Here is a 1,939-nt window from a genome sequence, read left to right as displayed (position 1 = left end):
AAGCCGCCCGCCGAGGAGGCCGAGCCGGAGCCCGCCGAGCCGCCGCGCCGCAGCCCCCGCCGCCTGCGCGAGGTGACGATCCGCGGCCTGGCGATCAGCCCGGGTGTCGCCATCGGCGCGGTGTTCGACACCTCCGAGGTGCCGACCGTGGCCCCCCGCCGCAGCGTCGAGGCAGGCCAGGTGGAGGCGGAGCGGCAGCGCCTGGCCAATGCCGTCACCGCCAGCCGCAAGCAGGTGGCCAAGCTGAAGGCCCGCCTCTCGGTGCTGCCGGAGGAGGCGCAGGACGAGCTGGAACCCCTGCTCGACGCCTATGCGATGATGCTGGGGGAGAGCCGGCTGCTGCGCGGCGCCCGCCGCCGCATCGCCGAGGAGCTGCTCTCGGCCGAGACGGCGGTGCAGGACGAGGCGGAGGCGATCGCCGCCGTCATCCTCTCGGCCAAGGATGACGACAAGGCCGGGCTGAAGCGCCGCGCCGGCGAGGTGCGCGAGATCGCCCGCCGCCTGACCCGCAACCTGACCGCGACCCCCTTCCGCAGCCTGAAGGAGGTGCCGGCCGGCGCCATCCTGGTGGCCGATGAGTTGACGCCGGCCGATGCCGCGCTGCTCGACCCCTCGCGCATCGCCGGCGTCGCCACCGAGGAGGGCGGCGCGGACGGCCACACCGCCATCATGCTGCGCGCGCTCGGCATCCCCTCGGTGCTGGGCTGCGCCGGGCTGACCGGCGCGGCGCGGCGCGGCGACGAGGCGGTGCTGGATGGCAGCACCGGCAGCATCGTGCTGCGCCCCGGCGCCGCCGCGCTGGAGGCGGGGCGCGAGGCGCTCTCCGCCTATGCCAAGGAGAAGGCGCGGCTGGGCAAGCTGCGCCGCCTGCCCTCGGTCACGCTGGACGGGGAGGAGGTGGACCTCCAGGCCAATCTGGAGATCCCGGCCGAGCTGCCGCTGATCGCCCAGGCCGGCGCCCAGGGCATCGGCCTGCTGCGCACCGAGTTCCTGTTCATGAACCGCGAGGACCTGCCCGACGAGGACGCGCAGTTCGAGGCCTACAGCCAGATCGTCGGCCCGCTCGCCGGCGACCATGTGACCATCCGCGTGCTCGACTGGGGCGGGGAGAAGGACATCGAGGCCCTGGCCGAGGGGATCGAGCCCTATCATTCCGGCCCCAATCCGGCGCTCGGCCTGCGCGGCATCCGCATGCTGCTGAAGCGGCCGGAGCTGCTGGAGGCGCAGTTCGCCGCCATCCTGCGGGTGGCGGCGCAAGGGCCGGTGCGCATCCTGCTGCCCATGGTGACCATCCCCGGCGAGGTGGCGCAGGCGCGCGAGATCTATGAGCGCGTCGCCCGCCGGCTGCGGCGCAAGGGCGTGCCGCTGCCGGACAAGCTGCCCCCCCTCGGCGCCATGATCGAGACGCCGGGCGCGGCGCTGGCGGCCGACGCCATCGCGCTGGAGGCGGATTTCTTCGCCATCGGCACCAATGACCTAGCCATGTACACGCTGGCGGTGGACCGGGCGGAGGCGGAGGTCGCGCATCTCTACGACCCGCTGCATCCGGCGGTGCTGCGGCTGGTGCAGTTCGCCACCGAGGCGGCGCTGCGGCTGCGCATGCCCGTCTCGGTCTGCGGCGAGATGGCGGGCAATCCGCGGCTGGTGCCGCTGCTGCTGGGGCTCGGCCTGCGCTCGCTGTCGATGAATGCCAGCGCCATCCCGCGGGTGAAGCAGATGGTGCGCACGCTGAAGATCGACGACTGCGCGCGCTTCGCCCGCCGGGTGATGGAGCAGAGCGACCCGAAGCGCATCCAGGAGCTGGTGATGGCCTTCGACCCGGCCTCGCCGCGCGCGGATTAGTATTTTCTTCAGTTCTTCTTTTTCTAAAGAAAAAGAAGCAAAAAGACTTTTTTCATTTGGCGTCCCGCTTCCGGCCTGAGGCGGGACGCCAGCTGAT

The 1,939-nt window shown here is 72.3% G+C and carries 1 protein-coding gene; it reads left to right on the top strand.

All coding sequences use genetic code 11. The features are described 5' to 3' along the window. Nucleotides 1–1,842, top strand: a 1,842-nt coding sequence (gene ptsP / locus HMPREF0731_RS20855; RefSeq protein WP_007006217.1) for a phosphoenolpyruvate--protein phosphotransferase, incomplete at its 5' end; no start/stop codon positions are given. Between the last annotated feature and the right edge of the window lie 97 nt (nt 1,843–1,939).

Origin of the sequence: Pseudoroseomonas cervicalis ATCC 49957, assembly GCF_000164635.1 — a bacterium.
Taxonomy (GTDB): Bacteria; Pseudomonadota; Alphaproteobacteria; order Acetobacterales; family Acetobacteraceae; genus Pseudoroseomonas; species Pseudoroseomonas cervicalis.
This window is presented reverse-complemented; position numbering and strand designations above follow the sequence as displayed.